Genomic DNA, 16060 nt, shown 5'->3' on the forward strand with positions numbered 1-16060 from the left:
TTTTATTTGGAACTATATATAAAAACCTCTTCAATAGTTTTATTAAAAGCTCGTGCCAAACGAAAGCTTAAATCTAAGCTGGGTTGATAACGTCCTGATTCGATGGAAATAATAGTTTGTCTGGAGACATGAACGATGTCGGCCAGTTGCTTTTGTGAATACTGATGTTCTTTGCGTAACTTTCGAACTTGATTTTTAATCATATTGAAAGCCTCAGTTTCCATTTATTTATGCTTACTGTAAAAGAAACTTTACTTAATGGCAAAGATAATTGATAGCCAAATATTTATATTATTTATAAAGGATTAATTTGATTAATACAACAAATTTGATTGGATGATTTTTTAAGGTAAATAGCGCTAAGTTTTTTGAATTTGGGGGTATAGTATAGACAAATTTATAAGGATATTATTTTGAGTTCAGCGTGGGGTGAATAGATTATGTCAAAGATAGTCGGCTATCAAATTGGTAAATTAGATATTCCTTTAAAGAGACCTTTTATTACTAGTATTCGAACTTCTCAAAATTTACGTGGACTTTTGTGTCGAGTGGAACTTGATAGTGGTGTATTCGGTTTAGGAGAGTCAGCGGAAAATGTAAAACTTACGGGTGAAAATCGAGATGAGATGTATCGTTTTATGAAAGATTTTTTCGATGAGCACTTAAATGAAGAAATCGAGGATACATTGCTGTCTTTACAAGGATTTACGAATCATGTTGCGGCTAGATACGGTATGGAGGCTGCCATTTTAGATGCTTTAGCTAAAATGGATGGGATGGAGATTTCTGATGAATTAAGTTTATCTTTGCCAACGCGCAGGTTAGAAAATGATACAACTGTTAGTGTCTTAGACTCTAAGCAAACAATTCTCGAGACTAAGAGAATTTTGAAAAAAGGTTATCATCATATTAAATATAAAGTAGTTGCTGGAAAAGATGAGGTAGAACGGATTATTCAATTAGAAAATTTGATTCCAGATGACGTAGCTATTCGAATTGACCCTAATCAAAGCTGGACTTATCAGGAAACACTTGATGCTATTAAGGAATTTGATAAGTCGACTTTACAAATCGAATTTATTGAACAACCAGTTAAAGTTTTGATGTACGATGCGATGAAAAAAATTAGTCTAAAAACAACAATTCCTATCATTGCTGATGAATCAATTTTTAGTCTTGAAAATGCTAAAAGGGTTATTACATATGGATATGGAACAGCTATCAATATTAAGCTGATTAAATGTGGCGGTCCGTTAGAAGCAATTGAGATAGCCACATTTGCTCAACGACATGGCGTTGATTGTTTGTTTGGATGTACGACAGAGGCTAATGTTGCCCTGACAATGGCAGCATATTTGAGCGCAGGTTTATCGAATGTGAAATATATTGATTTGGATGGTTTAGATTATATTGCTGATAGTCCCTTTACTGGTGGCATTACGGATGATCATGGACAAATTGTGATTCCCAAACAGAAATCTGGCTTAGGAATTGGATTGTCAGAACTTAAAATGAATAATTATATCAGTGATTAAATTTTAAACAATAAAATAAACCTAAGTGACTTTTATATCTATAGTCACTTAGGTTTATTTTTTTATGGAAAGCAGGTTTTATCTACGAACCATCTTAACTATGGTTTCAACATGAGGAGTTTGAGGAAACATATCGACTGGTTGTAGGTATACCACGCGGTATTCGTCAGTCAAACGGACGAGATCCTTAGCTAAAGTGGAAGGATTACATGAAACGTAGACTAATTTATTAACTGGATTTTTAATCAAAGTAGTAATTAGTTTATTATCCAAGCCAGTTCTTGGTGGATCAACAACAATTGCATTAACTTCTTTGCCATCTTTAAGCAATTCAGGATAAACTTCATCGGTTGAACCAACATAATAGTCGGCATTTTCAACTTCGTTTAATTTAGCATTAGCTTTGGCATCTTCAATGGCTTCAGGAATAATTTCGATTCCGTAGACGTGTTTAACTTTGTTAGCCATAGTGATACCGATAGTACCGACACCACAGTAAGCATCTAAGAGAATGTCACGTTGATTAGGCTCTAGTGCTTCTGTTACTAAGTCATATAACTTGTCAGTTTGCAATGAGTTGAGTTGTAAAAAGGCCCGTGGCGAGAAATTGAAGAGATAACCGTTGATATCTTCTTGGAGATATTGGTCGCCCCAAAGCAATTTAGTTTCGTCACCCCAAACGCCTGCTTTGTCTTCTTTATTGATATTTTGCGAGATTGAACTGACTTCAGGAATTTCTTTTTGAATACGTTCAATTAATTGATGCTCTTTAATGAATTTAGGTGAACGAGTGATAAAAGTGATCTGCAATTGGTTAAATTCGACAGATTCACGAATAACGATCATGCCAAGGATACCTGACTTATTTTCAGGATTGAAAACAGGTATTTTTAAATCTTTGACCATTTGGACGATTTTGCGCATGGCGTTCATAGTTAAGTCCATTTGTGTTGGCATTTCAGTTAGATCAACCAATTCTTGGGTACCAGTTTTGTAAAGTCCACAACGAATTTCGCCGTCAATTTCTTGAATTGGAAATTGAGCCTTGTTGCGATACTTTTCTTGTTGAACTGAACCAACGGTTGGTTTGATCATATATTTGTCGTGAGCGTAAGGTTTATATTTTTCTAATGACTCACGTAAAATGTTTGATTTGAAATTTAGTTGATCTTTGTAATTGATATGAGCAAATTCTAGACCACCAACTTCATTAGCTAATTCTGGTGCATCAGGGTTACGGAAACGACTAGCCTGTCTGATTTTATGAATGCGACCATTCAAGAAACGGTCGTGAACGTCAGTTATTTCACAGACAATGATATCTTCGGGGACAGCCTTGGGGACAAAGACGATAACGTGTTTGAAGAAACCAATTCCTTCACCATTGATTCCGATACGTTTGATTGTCAACGGAAATCTGTCACCGACTTTTAGATCTTGCGTAATATTATTTGTATGCATAATTTTTCCTTTGAACGATTTTGAGATAAACTTACTCTTGAGAGTATAACATGGCGAGGTAAAATATATTGGCAAAAATAACAAAAATCCAGGCCCAGAAACGAAAGGGCCGCTATAATATTTACCTTGATGGTAAGTATGCGTTCCCAGTAGCAGAAACAACTTTGATTGAATTTCGACTGATGAATGGGACTGAAATAACTGATGACCAGATCAAAAAGATTCAAGATCGTGAGAATGTTAATAAGGCTTACGGCGATGCAGTGAATTATTTGAGTTATCAATTACGGACGCAAAAAGAAATTAAAGACTATCTATACAAGAAAGAATATTATCGGGATGCGGTTAATGACGTTATTCAGCGTTTGGAAAAATTGCATTACTTAGATGATGCGGCTTATGCAACTAGTTTTATCAATACACAATTACGGACGACTGCTAATGGTCCCAAGATAATTGAACAGAAGCTATTGAAAAAAGGCGTACCAGATAATATTGTTCAAGATAAGCTTTTTGAAATTAATCAAGATGTGTTATTAGAAAATGCAATTGAATTTGCTAAAAAGCAAATTCGTAAGCAAAAACGAGCTTCTTTTAAACAGATGTTGACCAAAATTCGGCAAGGCTTGTATCAAAAAGGGTTTAATAATGAAATTATTGAAGCCGCCATTAAGGAATTAGACTTGGAACCTGATGAAGATGAAGAATTAGATAAGTTAAAGGTATTAGTCGAGAAAGTTAGACATCGTTACGACAAGCCTGAAAAATTAATCCATTATTTGATGACTAAAGGTTATCATTTTGACGAAATAAAACGTGTTTTAGGGTCCGATAATTAATCTCGATATCTTCCAATAGTTTCACGGCTCTGTTATAATTTTTTTTGGATAGGATTTAGAAAGCTGGTAAGTTATGCAAATTCCTAAAGAAGGGGATTACGTAGCAATCCAGAGTTATAAGCATGATGGTCACCTACATCGTACTTGGCGTGAAACAATGGTGTTAAAGACAAGTGATAACGAAATTATTGGTTGTAATGAGAATACTCTTGTCACAGAAGCAGATGGACGTCGATGGGTAACAAGAGAGCCCGCACTGGTCTATTTTCATAAGAAATACTGGTTCAATATTATTACTATGATCAGGGAAAGCGGCGTATCTTATTACTGCAATTTGGCGACACCATTTGCCTTAGACAAAGAGGCCATCAAATATATTGATTATGATTTAGATGTTAAAGTTTTTCCGGATGGAGAAAAGCGCTTGTTGGATGTGGATGAATATGCTGCACATAGCAAGATGTGGAATTATCCGCCTGAAATAGATAAGATTTTACATTATAATGTCGACGTTCTAATTGATTGGATCGATAAGGGTAAGGGTCCATTTTCACAGGCTTATGTTGATCTATGGATGCAACGTTACAGAGAATTGTCACACCATTAGGATTGCTATATCCTGATTAGACTGCCATTATATGGTGGTCTTTTTTTCATAGAGGAGATAAATTATGGAATTACGCGTGTTAAATTACTTTCTTATGGTTGCTCGTGAAGAGAACATTACTAAAGCAGCCCAAATTTTACATATTAGTCAACCCACGTTATCACGACAGATTGCTAATTTAGAGCAAGAACTAGATACGAAGCTATTTGTATGGCAGAGTCATAAGATTACCTTAACTGAAGACGGGATGCTATTGAGACGTAGAGCATCTGAGATGCAGCAATTAAGTGATAAAATTTTTGAGGAAATGTCATCTGATGACGAAGTTTTAACTGGAGAAATTCAAATCGGCAGCGGAGAATTAAAAAGCATGGATAAATTAGCAGAAGTTATTGTTGAATTTCACCGTCAACATCCCCAAGTTACATTTAATATTCAAAGCGGAAATTCTGAAGATATCAAATTGAAAATCGAACAAGGTTTATTGGATCTTGGATTGCTGATTGAGCCGGTTGATACGGAAAAGTATTCATTTGTCAGAATGCAGCAGCTAGAAACCTGGGGAATATTAGTTCAAGATAATTCACCACTAGCCAAAAAAAATTATGTAACGGCTGAAGATTTGCAAAATGAGACGCTTATTTTTACCCAAAGCAGGCCAATGACAAATGAATTGAATAGTTGGTTTGGCAATGTAGCCAATAATATTAAGTTGATTTCTAAATATAATCTTTTATATAATTCAGCCATTTTGGCGAAAAAAGGACTAGGGATTTTACTGTGCTTACAATTGGAATCTCATTACGAAGGACTGAGTTTCGTGCCCTTAAAACCGGCGTTGCATTATAATTCTGTTTTAGCTTGGAAAGCTGATCAGATTACTTCTAAAACAGTAACTAGTTTTATTAATTTTGCCAAGAAATACCTAAAAGACATATCACTTCATTAAAAAATAAGTATTATACATTTCATGATTCTGGATTAATAATAAGGATGTTCCGTTAGGGAGCGTCTATTTTTTTTTTGAGAGAAAAACTATGAATAAAAAAGAAGTAAGTCAAAAATATAGGATTCCAATTGAAATTCTTGATGAATACGAATCTTGGGGATTATGCAACGTTGTCAAATATGTCATGGGAGAATGGCAGTATGACGACCAGGATCTTGATCGTTTAAGTACAATTATGGCTTTGCATGATGTCGGTTTTAGCAATAAAGAGGTTGAAAAATACATGCGTCTTTTATTGGAAACCAACGATTCCAAGGAAAAAATTATTTCCTTATTAAACAATCAACGAGCTAATAAATTAAAGCAGATTCATTTACAAGAAAAGCAATTAGAACGAATCGATTATTTAAAATTCAAGATGAAAAATTCTAAGGAGGAATAAATGGAATATCGTAAATTAGGTAACACCGGTTTAGATGTATCAAGGATTTGTTTAGGAACTATGGGCTTTGGTCGTCCTGGCAATGAAATGTTTCCTTGGGCGGTCGATGAAATAGCTAGTGAAAAAGTAGTTAAAAAGGCTTTGGATTTAGGAATTAACTTCTTTGACACTGCTAATATTTATTCACATGGCGATAGTGAGAAATTTTTAGGTCAAGCTTTGAAGAAAAATGCAAATCGTGATGAGATAGCTGTTGCTACAAAAGTTTTCTTTACGCCATCAGACAAGCCTAATCAACATGGATTATCACGGAAAGCAATCATGACACAAATTGATAAGAGTTCAACTCGCTTGGATATGAACTATGTTGATCTGTATATTATTCATCGTTGGGACTATAGCACGCCTATTGAGGAAACAATGGAAGCCTTGCATGATATTGTTAAAGCCGGAAAGGCCAGATATATTGGAGCTTCAGCTATGTATTCTTGGCAATTTGAACAAGCCCAGGCAATTGCTAGAGAACATAATTGGACTGAATTTGTTTCGATGCAAAATCACTTAAATTTGTTATATCGTGAAGAAGAACGAGAAATGATGCCTCTGTGCGAAGAAGAGAACATTGCTGTTACGCCATATAGTCCTTTAGCTTCGGGACATTTAACGCGTCCAACTTGGGATGCCAGAACTAAACGTTCAGAAACTGACAAAGTTGCTCGCAGCAAATATGACACAGATGAAACAAATGATATGCAAATCGTAAAACGTGTTAATGATATTGCAGAAAAATACCATACATCTATGACTCAAGTATCATTAGCCTGGCTATTGAAGAAGCCACAGGTTGTTGCGCCAATTATCGGTGCTACTAATCCAGATCATTTGGAAGATGCAACTGATTCTTTAAACTTACAATTAACTAGAGAAGACGTTAATTATTTGGAAGAATTATATTTACCACATAAAGTGGTAGGAGCTTATACCAAAGAGGAAACAGACTTTACACGTTAGGAGCATAAATTAATGACTAAGATTTTAATTGTAGGAGCGCATGGACAAACAGCCCAAATAGTAACTGAACTTTTATTGAAGAATTTAAATATTGATTTGAAATTATTTTTGAGAAATAGCAATCGTTTAAAACAATATCAAGATAATCCTCGTGTTGAATTGATTGAGGGGGATGTTTTAGATACGGCCGCTTTAACGGCTGTAATGAATGATGTTGATCTAGTCTATTCTAATGTTGGTGGTCAAAATTTGGCTGACCAAGCAAGTAGTATTATTCAGGCTATGGATCAGGCTGGAGTAAAACGTTTGATTTTCATTAGTTCATTGGGAACTTATCATGAAGTTCCTGGCAAGTTTGGCGAGTGGAATGAAACGGCAATTGCTGATTTTCTACCAGGTTTTCGCAAGTCGGCTCAACTGATTGAAACTTCTGATTTGGATTACACTATGATTCGTCCGGCTTGGATGGATAATAAGGATGAAATTGATTATGAGACTACGCAAAAAGGTGAGACATTTAAAGGAACAGAAGTTTCACGTAAGAGTATTGCTGATTTCGTGATCAAATTGATTGAACATCCCCAAGAACATATCGGTGAGAGTGTTGGATTGAACAAGCCAAATACTGAAGGAGATAAGCCTGCATGGATTTAAAACTAGATATCTTTGCACATGTTTTGCCAACTGGATTATTAAATAGTGTGCAAGAAAAAGTACCTAATATCATTGAAGAGATGCAGTTTTTGAAAATCCCTGCTTTGACTGATTTAAAAATACGTCGTAATGATTTTCCTACAGATGTTAAACAAATTATTTCAAATGTTAATTTAAATCCAGAAGACTATTTTGATCCCATGCAAGCAGCAGAACTTTGTCAAAGCGGCAATGAAGAGCTATTAGAAATGGCTACTAAAAACGAAGATATTTTTGCCGGAGCTGTAGCGATGCTACCGATGAACAATATTCCAAAATCTTTAGAGATAATTGATCAACAAGTGCTTGCTAATGACAAGTTTATAGGAGTTCAATTATTTACTAGAGCTATTGGAAAATCGATTGCAGACGTTGACTTTGAACCGATTTTTATGAAATTGGCTGAAGCTAATTTGCCAATTCTGTTACATCCAGTTTTTGATACTACTAAACGAGACAATAATGTAACATTTAGTTGGGAATATGAATTGACGCAAGCAATGAATCAGATTGTTAAGGCCGGTTATTTTGAAAAGTATCCTAATCTAAAGATCATTGTTCATCATGCTGGGGCGATGGTGCCATATTTTTCACAGCGAATTAAATACACAATGACATCTCAGGAATATCAAGACTTTAAAAAGTTTTATGTCGATACAGCTATCTTAGGCAATTCTAAGGCTTTAGAGTTAGCGATTGATTTCTTTGGGACTGAGCACATGATTTTTGGTACTGATGCGCCATTTGCAGTAATACCTAATGGAACAACCAAAGAGATCGTTACAGCCATTAATGAAATGAATGTTTCGGTACAAGTAAAAAAGGACATTTTTTCAAATAATCTTTTAAAATTAATCAGATAGTAGATAATGAGGTAAACTTAATGACGGCAAGAACAGAACATGAAAAATTGTTAGCTGGCTTGGATTATGATTATCGCGATCCAGAGCTTCAAAGAATCTTAAAACGTGGTCGAAAGTTAGTTAATGAGATCAATACCGAAACTGATGTTGATAAACGTAGCCAAGCAATTCAAGAATTTTTTGGAAAAACTGGTCAACGTCTAACTATTAATGGTCATTTTAGTGCCATTTATGGGCAACATATGATTTTAGGCGATGATGTATTTATTAATGGTAATTGTTCGTTCCAAGATTCTAATAAAATCACCTTGGGAAATCGAGTAATTATCGCTCCTGATACAAAATTTTATTGTGGAGAGCATTCATTAGATGCAAGTAAACGCTTTGGCAAACGTGCTGATGGCAGTAATTATTTAATCAGTTATACTGAACCGATTTCAGTAGGCAATGATGTCTGGATCGGTGGTAACGTTACAGTTATAGGCGGCGTAAATATTGGTAACAATGTGATTGTCGCGGCCGGAGCAGTAGTGACGAAAGATGTCCCTGATAATACAATTGTTGGTGGTGTTCCCGCTAAGGTAATTAAAAGCTTGAAGCCATTGAAATAAACAGTGAGGATTAAAAGATGAAATTAGATGAAGCTCCAATCTTTAGCATGTATAGATTAACTATATCTACTGAGAATCGAAAAAGATTTTTAGATGTTGGGCAAGATAATTTGCTTACTTCTATTAAGAATGAGCCCGGAACCTTAGCTATGTATTCAACTCATCTTGCTTCAGATACGGGCACTAATTTTGTTTTTGAACTATATCGAGATGAAGTGCAATATCAAATTCATGCTAATTCGCCACAGTTTAAGCGATACGGAGCAGTAGCTAAAGATATATTGTTGGAAACCGAAAAGACGATTTTAACTCCACAATATTTATACAATGAAGGACCATTTAAAATTTCTGAGAACGGTGAGCGAAAGGCAGTTTTATATCATCTTAATATTCAGTCGTCTGATGTTAAGCATTGGCAAAATTTGTTGAGTGATGCAATTGTTGATTTGTATCATTACGGCAGAGGTTTATTAACCTTCTATGCAGGTACTACTAATGAAGAACTGACCGATTGGATGATTTTGATAATTTATAAAGATCAATCGACCATGAATGCCATGAAACAATCTTTGCAAGATATTTTAACGGAAATTAATTTGAAGTTAACAAAACAAGTATTAGTGATAGATACAATAGTTAGTCAAGATGAATTGGAGTTTTCTAATGATTTATAGATAAAAAAAGAGTCGTTAACAATTTTGTTAACGGCTCTTTTGAGGCTTTATTTCAATGCTTCATTATCATTAAAGGTAATTCCGGATAAGAAATCGCGAATTCTAGTTGTAGGATGATTGAAGAAGTCATCAGGTGTGCCATCGAAGAGGATGTCCCCATCTTCAACGAAGACGATTTTGTCAGCAACCGAACGAGCAAAGTCCATATTGTGGGTCACAATAATCATTGATTGATTCATTTTACTTAATTCGCCTAAAATCAAAAGTACTTGTGTTTCTAGCTCTGGATCTAAGGCACTGGTAGGTTCGTCGAGTAAAATGTACTCAGGATTCATAGCTAGTGCGCGACAAATGGAAATACGTTGTTGTTGACCACCAGATAATTGACTAGGGTAACGGTCAGCATATTCAGCTAAACCAACTTGTCCTAATAAAATTTTGGCATGTTTTTCGGCATCGACTTTAGATTGTTTTAAAACAGTCATTGGTGCAGTAGTGATGTTTTGAAGAACGGTCAAATTAGGGAAGAGATTCCAATTTTGAAAAACCATACTGGTTTTCTTACGAATATCGAAGCTCTTCTTTTTAGAGACTGGCTGTGAATAATCTAGGCTGATATCTCCAAAATCGAGTGTACCGCTTTCTGGCCTAACTAGTAAATCTAATGAACGCAAGAGCGTTGATTTTCCTGATCCTGATGGTCCTAAGATAACGGTTGTTTTTCCGTCTGGAAAGTCAACATTTAGATTTTTGAGTACTTCTTTGGAACCGTACTTTTTAACTACATTTTTTAATGAAATCATTAAGCTTCACTTCCTTTAACGTATTTCGAAGTTCTGCGTTCGAGATAATGTTGCAGTAAAGTAAGCAATGAGCAGACAACTGCGTATAGGAAAGCTGCTAATGAATACATCAAGAGAGGTTGATAATTCTTGGCTGTAATTTGTTGACTGACCTGGAACATTTCCAAGATGGTAATAGAACTAGCCAAAGAAGTATCTTTGACTAAACCAATAAATGAATTGGAAAGAGGTGGCAAGGCAATTCTTACAGCTTGTGGCAAAACAATCTTCATTAATGTCTGTCTAGTTGTGAAGTTTAGAGTAAAAGCTGCGTCCCATTGATCTTGAGGAACTGATAAGAGTGCTGAACGAATTGTTTCTGAGGCATATGCTCCAGTATTCATTGAAAAACCAATAACGGCAGCAATGAAAGGCGATAATTCAATGCCGGCACTTGGAAGACCAAAGAAGATAATAAACAATTGAACTAGTAAAGGTGTTGAACGAAAGAGCCAGACGTAAAAATTAGCAATGGCTCGTAAAGCTAACCAAGGATATTTGATTAGTTTGTTCTCGCTAGGTTCAATGAATTTAATTAGTGCAGTTAAAACGGCTAAAATCAGTCCCAAGATAAAAGAAATGATTGCCAGCGGAATGGTATATTGCAACATTGCAGATATCATTTCCGGTAATGACGTAATGATTATATGCCACATGAAATAAAAATCCTCCTCGATGATTTTTGAAAACTATTTTTTAGTAATATCTTCACCAAAGTACTTAACGGATAACTTCTTCATTGTACCGTCTTTGTATAATTCTTTGGTTGCTTTAGTAACTTGTTTACTTAACTTAGTGGATTTCTTGTTGTAAATTGGAGCAATTTTAGAAACTGGCAATTTGCTTTCTGGAATTTCAATATACTTCAAGTCAGTGTTCTTATGATCTTTCTTCCATGTTAAGAAAGCTTCTTTAGAATTAAAGGCACCTTTAACACGTCCTTGATTAATCATTGACATAGCAGTTTGGAAATCAGTTGCAGGTACTACTTGAGCACCGAAATGCTTAGCATGGTTATAGTTGTCAGTACCTGTACCGGCGGCAATCTTTTTGCCCTTGATATCATCAACTGAGTTAATACCAGAACCGTCCTTAGTAATAACTACGGAACGTGAATAAATATATGGTGTTGAGAATAGGTAAGCTTTCTTACGTGATGGGTTTTCAGCAACATTGTTGATTACCACGTCGAAGGTCTTTGAATTCAGACCAGCAATTAATGAATCCCATTTTGTAGGAACAAATTTAGCTTTAAGACCAAGTTTCTTAGCGACAGCTTTACCATAGTCAACCTCAAAGCCTTCAAGTTTGCCGTTATCACGGTATGAATATGGTGCATATGTTCCTTCCAAACCAATTGTTAAAGTGCCAGGAGTTTTAGTGTCGCTGGCATTCTTGTTACTTGAGCAGCCGGTTAGTACCAAAACCAAAGCTACAATTGTAGTTAATATTAAAGCAATACGCTTTTTCATTTGTATAAATCCCCCTATTAGTTAAAAAATCATCACTTATTATTTTCTCATAAAATAAAGATTGTTAAAAAGGAAATGACTTCTAAAATTTGAATAAATCAGTTGAAAGATATCTTTCTCCGTTATCTGGTGCAATTGTAACGACGTTTTTACCTTTACCAATTTTTTTGGCTATTTCAATAGCACCAAAAATATTAGCGCCAGCAGAAATACCAGGTAAAAATCCCTCTTTTCGACTTACTTCTTGAGCCATTTTAAGAGCTTGCTCACTAGTTACTTCTATTATATCTGAATAAGAATTCTGGTCGAGTGTATCAGGTATGAATCCAGCACTGATACCTTGAATTTTATGAGCGCCAGTTTTTCCTTCTTTTAATAGAGGAGACTCGGCAGCTTCAAGAGCATAAACTTTTACATCAGGATAGGCTTTAGTTAGAGCATGGCTGACTCCTGAAAGAGTGCCACCAGTACCAACGCCAGCAACAAATCCATCGACTGTTTTATTGCTGAACGCTTCAACAATTTCTTTACCAGTAGTAGCTTCATGAATAGCCGGGTTAGCAGGATTTTGAAATTGCATAGGCATAAAGTAATTATTTTCTTGAGCTAATTCAGTAGCCTTTTTGATGGCTCCACCCATACCAGCTTTACCAGGTGTCAAAATTAGTTCTGTACCATAGCCTTGCATTAACTTACGACGTTCGATACTCATTGTTTCAGGCATCGTAATAATCAAATGATATCCCTTAGCGGCGGCTACTAAGGATAAACCAATTCCAGTATTACCAGAAGTAGGTTCTACTAAAGTGTCGCCCGGCTTGATTTTACCGGCTTTTTCAGCGGCTTCGATCATCGCTAAAGCAATTCGATCCTTAATAGAGCTGCCAGGATTGAAGAATTCTAGTTTAACATAAACATCTGCAGCGTTTTCTGGAACAACGTTGTTTAATTTGACAATAGGTGTATTGCCAATTAATTCAGTAATATTTTGTGCAATTTTTGTCATAATTTATTTCTCCTTAGCAAGTGGTCAGTTTGTGTGCATTGACATGAGTGAGCCAATTTTTATAAAAAATTTGTTGAGTTTGTTTCCAAGAAAACATCGGTTGATGATCAAGAGGAGAATAATAGTTCATAGCAGGCATAGGATGTTTGACTTTAGGACTATTAAGTTCACGATGATACTCTTTATCTAAACTATCCTGTTGATATTCCAAATGAGAAAAGATAAAAGTCTGATGTTTAGTAAGAGATTCAACTAGCGTTAACAAACCATTTTCACTAACAGCGGTTATTTTTAAATCAGGATCATTTTGAATTTCTTCGTGGTTCATTTCGGCATAACGAGCATGAGGTGAAGGAAAGTTATCGCTAATGTTTTCCAAAAGTGGCGAAGTATCTAAAATTTGATTTTGAAAAATTCCAAAAGCCTTATGTGGCAGAATTATTTTATCTATGTTGTATAAACGATTCAGGGCAGCCATAGCGCCCCAATAGACGTATAGCTGTGGAATATTTAATTGATCAAGTAAGTCGAGCAACCTATTGATTTCATCAAAGTAAGAGACTTGAGGGAAATCTAACTTTTCGACTGGACTGCCAGTAATGATAAAACCATCTAAATTTTTTACTTCGGTAAGATCGAGAGGTTTCATATTGGCTGTTACTTGAGAATCTAGTGGGCGATTAATGTATCTAGTAGCTGAATAGTAAAATATTGATTCTACGTCAGGGCCTAAGGCTTGTTGAAAGTTAGCCATTGTTTCTAATTTATTTTGCATTAAATTCAAAATTCCAATTTTTATAGGTTCCACGATTAGCTCCTTTCTAAGTAGCTAAGAACACAAAAAAGCGGGGCTGACTAATGTCAACTCCGCTTGATAGTTTTTAGTTTGCACTACTTGATTATCAATTGAGTGGTATTAGACATGCTGAAAAAGTATAGTAATGTTCATTCATTACTACACAACAACATGATTCAGTTTGTTTTTGATTAAAATTCAACATGTCCAATTCCTCCTTCAATTAAGTTGCTTCAAACTTACAATTAAAAATTTGATAAGTCAAGTATTATTTTTTCTTTTCAGTATAAATTGATAATGATTCAAATTCCAAATATGAGGCTAAAGTTAACGAAATAACTAGAATAAGAACTAACCAGCCAAGTGTTCTGCCTAAGATGATCGTTAGTGGCAGGAAGTTAGCTACTAAATAAATACTGACTATAGATAAACAAAAATCTACCAACAGATTAGCACTGATGACAAATTTGCTTCTTTCTAGAATAAAGAAGTTTAATAATTCTTTTAGAATTTTTCTAGTTGAGCTACGGTACATAATTAACACGGGACGTTGGGCAATAACTTTTACCGCAAACATTCCGAATGCCCCTACCAAGCCACCAATGACTATTCGCCAACTCAGAGCGTGTAAAACTAATGAGTTATAAGAAACACCAATGATTGATAGACAAAGGATGTAAGGGATTATAAAGAAGAACAAATATATTACGGCAATTTTTTTATTAGACATTTTTGAAGACTCCCTATATATTAATAATCTTATTTTATCATTAAAAAGGCTTATTGTTGAATACATTAACACCTGTTATAATTGTTTTGTTTATATTCAAAGTTTACATATGAAAGAGAGTGCGAGTTAAATGAGTGGTGACTCTTCTGGAGCGTCGCTTTCCGGGCAGCTGATTTTAATAATTGTTTTAACAATATTAAATGCTTTTTTTGCAGCAGGCGAAATGGCGATTGTTTCCTTAGATAAAACGTCAGTTGAAGAAAAGGCTAAGAATGGTAGTCGTAAAGCCAAAAAGATTCTGAAGTTGATCAATGAACCTAATAATTTTTTATCAACGATTCAAGTAGCAATAACATTGGCAGGATTCTTATCTTCTGCTAGTGCGGCGTTGGCTTTAGGAACAGGTATTGTTCCAAGCATGATTGGCAATTTTTATGGCAGTCAGGAAGTATCAATAGTAATCATAACGATAATATTATCGTTTTTTACTTTAGTTTTAGGAGAAATGTATCCTAAAAGGGTAGCGTTACAACGCCCATATGAAGTGGCTAGTTTTACGCAACCCATCATTAGTTTCTTCGGAATGATCTTGCGTCCGTTTGTTTGGTTGATGAATGGAGCAATTAGTCTTTTGATGAAAATCACTCCGATTGATTTTAGTAAAAAAGATCAACCAATGACTAGAAACGAAATGATCGCAACGCTTCGAGAATCAAGAAACAATGGAGCTATCAATTCTGATGAATATCAGATGCTTCAAGGTATCATTCAATTCGGCGATAAAACAGCTCGAGAGATCATGGTACCAAGAATGGATACGTTTATGATCGATATCAATGATCCGGTTGATGAAAATATCGATGCAATTCTGGCACAACCATATTCAAGGATTCCTGTTTATGGAGGCGATAAGGATAATGTTATCGGAATTATTCATATTAAGGACCTTTTGAAAAAGTCACGTGAAATTGGCTTTGAACATATTAGTTTAAAAGCACTTATGAAAGAACCGTTATTTATTCCTGAAGCTACTAACATTGATAGTTTGTTGTTAAAAATGCGTAGTACGCAAACCCAAATATCAATGGTAGTGGATGAGTACGGTGGAATTGTTGGTTTAGCTACGATCGAGGATATTTTGGAAGAGATCGTTGGTGAGATTGATGATGAATATGATCCTGTAACGAAGAACTTTCAAAGACTTGGTTCTAATAAATTCTCAGTTGTTGGTTTAATGACTATTGAGGATTTTGATGAACTCTTTGAAGAAGATATCCATGTAGAAGATGTAGATACAATTGCGGGGTATTTGATTATGAACCTTGGTGAAATACCTGACGCTAAACATCCGAAGTCCTTTAAATTGGATGATGGAGTCGTGATAACTTCCGGTGAATTGAATGGATCGAGAATTGAGAATGTTATTGTTACAGTTCCTGACAGTAAATTAAAAAATGTAACTAATAACATGTACAAGAAGAAATACTAGTCGTATTTCTTTTTTTTCGAGGAAAATTATGTTGTAAATA

The 16060-nt window shown here is 35.1% G+C and carries 19 protein-coding genes; 11 read left to right on the forward strand and 8 right to left on the reverse strand.

The features are described from left to right. Positions 1 to 2 precede the first annotated feature (2 nt). Entirely contained in the window at positions 3 to 203 is a 201-nt protein-coding gene (locus FD26_RS06505; RefSeq protein WP_371862028.1) for a helix-turn-helix transcriptional regulator, read from the reverse strand. Positions 204 to 440: 237 nt separating this feature from the next. On the opposite strand from FD26_RS06505, the gene FD26_RS06510 reads away from it, so the two are divergent. Next, positions 441 to 1535 (forward strand): mandelate racemase/muconate lactonizing enzyme family protein, encoded by a 1095-nt coding sequence (locus FD26_RS06510; RefSeq protein ID WP_057867623.1) that lies wholly within the window; start codon positions 441 to 443, stop codon positions 1533 to 1535. 78 nt (positions 1536 to 1613) lie between these two features. Here FD26_RS06510 and rlmD read toward each other — a convergent pair whose 3' ends face one another. Beyond that, positions 1614 to 2996 (reverse strand): 23S rRNA (uracil(1939)-C(5))-methyltransferase RlmD, encoded by a 1383-nt coding sequence (rlmD, locus tag FD26_RS06515; protein ID WP_057867624.1) that lies wholly within the window; start codon positions 2994 to 2996, stop codon positions 1614 to 1616. Positions 2997 to 3064: 68 nt separating this feature from the next. On the opposite strand from rlmD, the gene recX reads away from it, so the two are divergent. The 9 genes from recX (at position 3065) to FD26_RS06560 (ending at position 9685) form a co-directional block, all read left to right on the forward strand. Further along, positions 3065 to 3835 carry a recombination regulator RecX gene (recX, locus tag FD26_RS06520; RefSeq protein WP_057867625.1) on the forward strand — a complete coding sequence of 257 codons (771 nt, stop codon included), beginning with the start codon at positions 3065 to 3067 and terminating at the stop codon, positions 3833 to 3835. Positions 3836 to 3908: 73 nt separating this feature from the next. Continuing rightward, entirely contained in the window at positions 3909 to 4442 is a 534-nt protein-coding gene (gene ntdP / locus FD26_RS06525) for a nucleoside tri-diphosphate phosphatase (protein WP_057867626.1), read from the forward strand. A 64-nt stretch (positions 4443 to 4506) separates the two neighbouring features. Then, positions 4507 to 5391, forward strand: a complete 885-nt coding sequence (locus tag FD26_RS06530; protein WP_057867627.1) for a LysR family transcriptional regulator — start codon at positions 4507 to 4509, stop codon at positions 5389 to 5391. 88 nt (positions 5392 to 5479) lie between these two features. Next, complete coding sequence (locus tag FD26_RS06535; RefSeq protein ID WP_057867628.1) at positions 5480 to 5833, forward strand: MerR family transcriptional regulator; 354 nt, start codon at positions 5480 to 5482, stop codon at positions 5831 to 5833. Continuing rightward, the gene (locus FD26_RS06540; RefSeq protein WP_057867629.1) at positions 5834 to 6844 is read left to right on the forward strand and encodes an aldo/keto reductase; all 1011 of its coding nucleotides are present in this window, start codon (positions 5834 to 5836) and stop codon (positions 6842 to 6844) included. A gap of 12 nt (positions 6845 to 6856) precedes the next feature. Further along, a complete protein-coding gene (locus FD26_RS06545) occupies positions 6857 to 7498 on the forward strand; it encodes an SDR family oxidoreductase (RefSeq protein ID WP_057867630.1) in 642 nt (213 codons plus the stop codon). Next, positions 7489 to 8400 carry an amidohydrolase family protein gene (locus FD26_RS06550; protein ID WP_057867631.1) on the forward strand — a complete coding sequence of 304 codons (912 nt, stop codon included), beginning with the start codon at positions 7489 to 7491 and terminating at the stop codon, positions 8398 to 8400. The genes FD26_RS06545 and FD26_RS06550 overlap by 10 nt, the downstream gene beginning before the upstream one ends. Before the next feature lie 20 nt (positions 8401 to 8420). Continuing rightward, on the forward strand, positions 8421 to 9011 hold the full coding sequence (locus FD26_RS06555) for a sugar O-acetyltransferase (protein ID WP_057867632.1): 591 nt from the start codon (positions 8421 to 8423) through the stop codon (positions 9009 to 9011). Between the two features lie 17 nt (positions 9012 to 9028). Continuing rightward, complete coding sequence (locus tag FD26_RS06560; RefSeq protein ID WP_057867633.1) at positions 9029 to 9685, forward strand: putative quinol monooxygenase; 657 nt, start codon at positions 9029 to 9031, stop codon at positions 9683 to 9685. A gap of 47 nt (positions 9686 to 9732) precedes the next feature. On the opposite strand, the gene FD26_RS06565 is transcribed toward FD26_RS06560, so the two are convergent. The 6 genes from FD26_RS06565 to FD26_RS06590 all read right to left on the reverse strand — a co-directional run bounded on the left by FD26_RS06565 (position 9733) and on the right by FD26_RS06590 (position 14531). Then, positions 9733 to 10488 (reverse strand): amino acid ABC transporter ATP-binding protein, encoded by a 756-nt coding sequence (locus FD26_RS06565; protein WP_057867634.1) that lies wholly within the window; start codon positions 10486 to 10488, stop codon positions 9733 to 9735. Continuing rightward, positions 10488 to 11183, reverse strand: a complete 696-nt coding sequence (locus FD26_RS06570) for an amino acid ABC transporter permease (protein WP_057867635.1) — start codon at positions 11181 to 11183, stop codon at positions 10488 to 10490. Before FD26_RS06570 ends, FD26_RS06565 begins: the two co-directional genes overlap by 1 nt. Positions 11184 to 11216: 33 nt before the next feature. Beyond that, complete coding sequence (locus tag FD26_RS06575; protein ID WP_057867636.1) at positions 11217 to 11999, reverse strand: transporter substrate-binding domain-containing protein; 783 nt, start codon at positions 11997 to 11999, stop codon at positions 11217 to 11219. Positions 12000 to 12081: 82 nt separating this feature from the next. Further along, a complete protein-coding gene (cysK, locus tag FD26_RS06580; RefSeq protein WP_057867637.1) occupies positions 12082 to 13005 on the reverse strand; it encodes a cysteine synthase A in 924 nt (307 codons plus the stop codon). A 13-nt stretch (positions 13006 to 13018) separates the two neighbouring features. After that, positions 13019 to 13813, reverse strand: coding sequence for a homoserine O-acetyltransferase/O-succinyltransferase family protein (locus tag FD26_RS06585; protein WP_057867638.1), 795 nt, complete (start codon positions 13811 to 13813; stop codon positions 13019 to 13021). A gap of 256 nt (positions 13814 to 14069) precedes the next feature. Further along, the gene (locus FD26_RS06590; protein WP_057867639.1) at positions 14070 to 14531 is read right to left on the reverse strand and encodes a hypothetical protein; all 462 of its coding nucleotides are present in this window, start codon (positions 14529 to 14531) and stop codon (positions 14070 to 14072) included. 130 nt (positions 14532 to 14661) lie between these two features. On the opposite strand from FD26_RS06590, the gene FD26_RS06595 reads away from it, so the two are divergent. Beyond that, positions 14662 to 16020: a hemolysin family protein gene (locus tag FD26_RS06595; RefSeq protein ID WP_057867640.1), complete on the forward strand. Its 1359-nt coding sequence runs from the start codon at positions 14662 to 14664 to the stop codon at positions 16018 to 16020. Positions 16021 to 16060 lie beyond the last annotated feature (40 nt).

Origin of the sequence: Companilactobacillus crustorum JCM 15951, assembly GCF_001434585.1 — a bacterium.
Classification (GTDB): domain Bacteria; phylum Bacillota; class Bacilli; order Lactobacillales; family Lactobacillaceae; genus Companilactobacillus; species Companilactobacillus crustorum.

What these genes read in the sequence shown, in the direction of transcription:
- FD26_RS06595 (WP_057867640.1), top strand. Translation starts at nt 14,662, where the DNA reads ATGAGTGGTGACTCTTCTGGAGCGTCGCTTTCCGGGCAGCTGATTTTA.
- ntdP (WP_057867626.1), top strand. Translation starts at nt 3,909, where the DNA reads ATGCAAATTCCTAAAGAAGGGGATTACGTAGCAATCCAGAGTTATAAG.
- FD26_RS06550 (WP_057867631.1), top strand. Translation starts at nt 7,489, where the DNA reads ATGGATTTAAAACTAGATATCTTTGCACATGTTTTGCCAACTGGATTA.
- FD26_RS06560 (WP_057867633.1), top strand. Translation starts at nt 9,029, where the DNA reads ATGAAATTAGATGAAGCTCCAATCTTTAGCATGTATAGATTAACTATA.
- FD26_RS06590 (WP_057867639.1), bottom strand. Translation starts at nt 14,531, where the DNA reads ATGTCTAATAAAAAAATTGCCGTAATATATTTGTTCTTCTTTATAATC.
- FD26_RS06565 (WP_057867634.1), bottom strand. Translation starts at nt 10,488, where the DNA reads ATGATTTCATTAAAAAATGTAGTTAAAAAGTACGGTTCCAAAGAAGTA.
- FD26_RS06530 (WP_057867627.1), top strand. Translation starts at nt 4,507, where the DNA reads ATGGAATTACGCGTGTTAAATTACTTTCTTATGGTTGCTCGTGAAGAG.
- FD26_RS06505 (WP_371862028.1), bottom strand. Translation starts at nt 203, where the DNA reads ATGATTAAAAATCAAGTTCGAAAGTTACGCAAAGAACATCAGTATTCA.
- FD26_RS06540 (WP_057867629.1), top strand. Translation starts at nt 5,834, where the DNA reads ATGGAATATCGTAAATTAGGTAACACCGGTTTAGATGTATCAAGGATT.
- FD26_RS06555 (WP_057867632.1), top strand. Translation starts at nt 8,421, where the DNA reads ATGACGGCAAGAACAGAACATGAAAAATTGTTAGCTGGCTTGGATTAT.
- cysK (WP_057867637.1), bottom strand. Translation starts at nt 13,005, where the DNA reads ATGACAAAAATTGCACAAAATATTACTGAATTAATTGGCAATACACCT.
- FD26_RS06535 (WP_057867628.1), top strand. Translation starts at nt 5,480, where the DNA reads ATGAATAAAAAAGAAGTAAGTCAAAAATATAGGATTCCAATTGAAATT.
- FD26_RS06570 (WP_057867635.1), bottom strand. Translation starts at nt 11,183, where the DNA reads ATGTGGCATATAATCATTACGTCATTACCGGAAATGATATCTGCAATG.
- rlmD (WP_057867624.1), bottom strand. Translation starts at nt 2,996, where the DNA reads ATGCATACAAATAATATTACGCAAGATCTAAAAGTCGGTGACAGATTT.
- FD26_RS06510 (WP_057867623.1), top strand. Translation starts at nt 441, where the DNA reads ATGTCAAAGATAGTCGGCTATCAAATTGGTAAATTAGATATTCCTTTA.
- FD26_RS06545 (WP_057867630.1), top strand. Translation starts at nt 6,857, where the DNA reads ATGACTAAGATTTTAATTGTAGGAGCGCATGGACAAACAGCCCAAATA.
- FD26_RS06575 (WP_057867636.1), bottom strand. Translation starts at nt 11,999, where the DNA reads ATGAAAAAGCGTATTGCTTTAATATTAACTACAATTGTAGCTTTGGTT.